Source organism: Mycobacterium sp. (genome assembly GCF_051006775.1).
Lineage (GTDB): Bacteria > Actinomycetota > Actinomycetes > Mycobacteriales > Mycobacteriaceae > Mycobacterium.
Window position 1 is genome coordinate 1 of record NZ_JBPCSX010000114.1, and the last position, 4,274, is coordinate 4,274.

Annotated in this window: 4 protein-coding genes and 1 tRNA gene; 4 read left to right on the plus strand and 1 reads right to left on the minus strand. The window is 66.6% G+C overall.

From position 1 onward, the window contains the following. Together cmk and der are read left to right on the plus strand one after the other, a co-directional pair. Positions 1 to 423 (plus strand): (d)CMP kinase (gene cmk / locus ACR2JI_RS08440; RefSeq protein WP_526389633.1); only part of this gene is annotated, 423 nt, incomplete at its 5' end. After that, entirely contained in the window at positions 420 to 1,826 is a 1,407-nt protein-coding gene (gene der, locus ACR2JI_RS08445; RefSeq protein ID WP_526389634.1) for a ribosome biogenesis GTPase Der, read from the plus strand. The genes cmk and der, both read left to right, overlap by 4 nt. 24 nt (positions 1,827 to 1,850) lie before the next feature. On the opposite strand, the gene ACR2JI_RS08450 is transcribed toward der, so the two are convergent. Beyond that, positions 1,851 to 3,230 (minus strand): HNH endonuclease signature motif containing protein, encoded by a 1,380-nt coding sequence (locus tag ACR2JI_RS08450; RefSeq protein ID WP_526389635.1) that lies wholly within the window; start codon positions 3,228 to 3,230, stop codon positions 1,851 to 1,853. Positions 3,231 to 3,311: 81 nt separating this feature from the next. Here ACR2JI_RS08450 and ACR2JI_RS08455 point away from each other — a divergent pair, with 81 nt between their 5' ends. Next, positions 3,312 to 4,079: a sulfite exporter TauE/SafE family protein gene (locus ACR2JI_RS08455; RefSeq protein ID WP_526389636.1), complete on the plus strand. Its 768-nt coding sequence runs from the start codon at positions 3,312 to 3,314 to the stop codon at positions 4,077 to 4,079. Positions 4,080 to 4,132: 53 nt separating this feature from the next. Further along, positions 4,133 to 4,206 (plus strand) — tRNA-Pro (locus ACR2JI_RS08460). Positions 4,207 to 4,274: the final 68 nt, after the last annotated feature.

Genomic DNA, 4,274 nt, shown 5'->3' on the forward strand with positions numbered 1-4,274 from the left:
GCGATCCGCGGCGACGATGTGACGCGAGCGGTGTCGGCGGTCTCTGCGGTTCCGGCGGTCCGGGAGCGGTTGGTGCGGTTACAGCGCGAACTGGCGGCCGGCCCGGAGAATGTTGTCGTGGAGGGCCGCGATATCGGCACGGTGGTGCTACCCGACGCGGATGTGAAGGTCTTCCTGACCGCATCGCCGGAGACCCGGGCCCGGCGCCGCAACGATCAGAACATCGCCGCCGGTCTGCCCGATGACTACGACACGGTGCTGGCCGATGTGATGCGCCGGGACCATCTGGATTCCACCCGCTCCGTCTCGCCATTGCGTGCGGCCGAGGACGCGGTGATCGTCGACACCAGCGATATGTCTCAGGCCGAGGTGATCGCCCGGCTGTGCGAGCTTGTCGACCAACGAACGGGGGCGGCGCGATGACCGAAGACGGCACCTGGGAAGACGAGAGCGAGTGGGAGTTCGGCGAGGACCCGCTGACCGACGGCGAGGACGAATCCGGCGGACCGCCGCCGGTGGTGGCGATCGTCGGAAGGCCCAACGTCGGGAAATCGACTCTGGTCAACCGGATCCTGGGCCGGCGCGAGGCCGTCGTGCAGGACCTACCCGGTGTGACCCGCGACCGGGTGTCCTATGACGCGCAGTGGACCGGTCGGCGCTTCATGGTGCAGGACACCGGTGGCTGGGAGCCCGACGCCAAGGGTTTGCAGCAGAAGGTCGCCGAGCAGGCCTCGATCGCGATGCAAACCGCCGATGCGATCATCCTGGTGGTCGATGCCGTCGTCGGTGCCACCACCGCCGACGAGGCTGCCGCCCGCATCCTCAAACGTGCTGGCAAGCCGGTGTTCCTGGCCGCCAACAAGGTCGACAACGAGAAGGGCGAGTCCGACGCGGCTGCGCTGTGGTCGTTGGGCCTGGGGCAGCCGCACCCGATCAGCGCGATCCACGGTCGCGGTGTCGCTGATCTTCTCGACGATGTGCTTGAGGCGTTGCCCGAGGTGTCCGAGACCGCGGGAACCAGTGGGGGACCGCGACGGGTGGCCCTGGTGGGCAAGCCCAACGTCGGCAAGAGTTCACTGCTCAACCGGCTGGCCGGTTCGGAGCGGTCGGTAGTGCACGATGTCGCCGGCACCACCGTTGACCCGGTGGACTCGCTGATCGAATTGGACGGCCGGATATGGCGTTTCGTCGACACCGCGGGTCTGCGGCGCAAGGTCGGGCAGGCCAGCGGTCATGAGTTCTACGCGTCGGTGCGCACGCACAGCGCGATCGACGCCGCCGAGGTGTGCGTCGTCCTGATCGACGGTTCGCAGCCGATCACCGAGCAGGACCAGCGGGTGCTGTCGATGGTGATCGAGGCAGGCCGCGCGCTGGTGCTGGCCTTCAACAAATGGGATCTGGTCGACGAGGACCGGCGGTTCCTGCTGGACCGGGAGATCGATCTGCAGTTGAACCAGCTGCAGTGGGCGCCGCGGGTGAACATCTCGGCGATGACCGGCCGGGCGGTGCAGAAACTGGTGCCGGCCATGGAGACCGCCCTGGCATCCTGGGATGCGCGCATCTCCACCGGGCAGCTCAACAACTGGCTCAAGGAAGTCGTCGCCGCCACGCCGCCCCCGGTGCGCGGGGGCAAGCTGCCGCGAATCCTGTTCGCCACCCAGGCGACCTCGCGCCCACCGACCTTTGTGTTGTTCACCAGTGGGTTTCTGGAGGCGGGATACCGGCGCTTCCTGGAGCGGAGACTGCGGGAGACCTTCGGGTTCGAAGGTTCCCCGATCCGGATCAATGTTCGGGTGCGCGAGAAGCGGAAGCCCAAGGGGCGCTGATCTTTCCGCGCTCGCTGTGCCCCGCTAGCCCGCAGATGCCTGATCGTCGGATTCCCCGTCGTCATACCTCGACAGGTACCGCTCGGGATGGTGGAAGTCATTGGTGCCGCCGCGCAGCGGGATATGGGGCGGTGGTATCCATTCGGTCCTACCGTCTTTGCGCTTCCGGGTCCGCCAGCCACCGCGTTTGATCAGCGGGTGGTCTGCGAAGCAGGCCAGGGTGAGTTTGTCGATATCGGTGAGGCCGCCGTCGGCCCACTCGTCGATGTGGTGGACCTCGGCCCGATAGGCCGGGACGTCACAGCCGGGTGCCGTGCAGCCACGTTCGAGTGCGTGCAGGACCAGACGCTGGTCGCCGGTGGCGATGCGTTTGGTTCGGCCGAGGTAGAGCGGGCGCCGGGTGTGGGATTCGTACACGCAGAGGTAGTGGTAAGCGTGTGACGCCATGCTGATCAGGTCGCGCATCGGTAGCAGGGTGCCGCCGCCGGTGACCGCATGCCCAGCGCCGGTCTGCAATTGTTCGAGGCTGGCTGACACGATCACGGTGACGGGCAGACCGTTGTGCCGGCCGAGTTTTGGATCGCCGAGCTGCCCGCGCAGCAGAGCACCGATGGCGTCGTGCTGGCGCTGGGCCAGGCTTCGGGAATCCCGGTTGACGACGTCGGGGGTGGGTTCGCCTGTGACAGTGGGATTCTGCTCCTCCGGATTGCACATCCCCGGCGCAGCGAACTTCGCGCACCAAGCCTCGAGGAGAGCGCGCAGTTCCGGAGTGGCAACCAACTTGGCGATGCTCATGCCATCTGGGCGCTGACCTCCGCACCAGGCGAACCCGCGGCGCAGGGCGCGATCCTGATCGCTGAACTTGCCATCGGGGTTGATCGTCACGGCCAACCGGTCAGCGGCCCTCTCCAACTGATCGGGCCGCAACTCGGTGGCCTTCTCAGCGAGGAACGCCTCGGCCTTTTCGACCTGGGCGGGTGCGACATGCCCGGGTAGATCCCGGATGAACTTCTGGATCACCTTCAGGTGTTCGATGCTGAGTTGGCCAGCGTCCCAGGCCTTTGCAGTCGCGGGGAGTTCGGGAGGCATCGGCTGCCCGGTGAGTGTGGTGCGTGGATGCAGTTGTGCTGCATCACGGAGGCGACGACGGGACTCGGTGGGACTGATGCGAAGTACGTCGGCGATGACCCGGTAGAGAATCGGGCCGATCTCGCCGTCGTCGTTGCGGTCCAGTGAGCCGGCGATATCGTGCGAGCACGTGGTTTGGAGACGCCGTGCGGTCTCGAGTTTTTCGAGGGCGTCGAGGCGTTCCGCCGCCGGCATGCGGTCCCAATCGAGGGCGCCGAGGGCCTGCACCGCGGCGTCGAGTGCGGTGAAGACCTCCCGTACCGGAGTCGAAAGCATGTTCGAATACTATGGGAGCCCACTGACAGAATTCGATCGGACGTCTGCCCCGGTTAGGGTTCCGAAGTGTCCGTCGCCCACATGTTGCTGATCGCCGTGGCAGGCATCGGCGCGGGCGCAATCAACTCACTCGTTGGCTCAGGCACTCTGATCACCTTCCCGACTCTGGTGACGCTCGGATTCCCGCCGGTGACCGCCACCATGTCCAACGCCGTCGGACTGGTGGCCGGCGGGGTATCGGGCACGCTCGGTTATCGAGCCGAACTTGCCGGGCAGTGGAATCGGTTGCGCTGGCAGATCCCGGCTTCGCTGACCGGGGCCGCGATCGGTGCGTACCTGCTGCTACATCTGCCGGAGAGGGTCTTCGTCCAGGTCGTTCCGGTGCTGCTGGTCGGGGCGCTGATCCTGGTGGTGCTCGGTCCGCGGATCCAGGCGTTCGCGCGTCGACGGGCCGAGGAGGCCGGCCGGTCGGTGGACCACGTCTCGGCGGCGCGTATGACGGCCCTGGTTGCCGGCACATTCGCGGTGGGTATCTATGGCGGCTACTTCACCGCTGCCCAGGGGATCCTGCTTATCGGCGTGATGGGCGCGCTGCTGCCCGAGGACATCCAGCGGATGAATGCGGCCAAGAACCTGCTGTCACTGTTGGTCAACATCGTCGCTGCGGTGGCGTACACGCTGGTGGCCTTCGACCGGATCAGCTGGACGGCGGCCGGACTGATCGCGGTGGGCTCACTGTTCGGCGGCTGGCTCGGGGCCCACTACGGGCGACGGTTGTCGCCGACGGCCTTGCGGGCGGTGATCGTGGTGGTCGGGCTGATCGGGCTCTATCGGCTGCTGCACGTGTGACCGTTGGGGCTGCGGTAGGCTCTGCAACTGCTGCACGCTCCGGCGGGTGGCGGCGGGCTGTGGCGCAGCTTGGTAGCGCACTTGACTGGGGGTCAAGTGGTCGCAGGTTCAAATCCTGTCAGCCCGACGCAGGTAGAAGCGATTTTTTCGTTGAGAAGTGCACGATTTTTGGGGCCGTACCCAAACGCAGTACCC

Coding starts and splice junctions, on each gene's coding strand:
- der (WP_526389634.1), top strand. CDS start 420: ATGACCGAAGACGGCACCTGGGAAGACGAGAGCGAGTGGGAGTTCGGC.
- ACR2JI_RS08450 (WP_526389635.1), bottom strand. CDS start 3,230: ATGCTTTCGACTCCGGTACGGGAGGTCTTCACCGCACTCGACGCCGCG.
- ACR2JI_RS08455 (WP_526389636.1), top strand. CDS start 3,312: ATGTTGCTGATCGCCGTGGCAGGCATCGGCGCGGGCGCAATCAACTCA.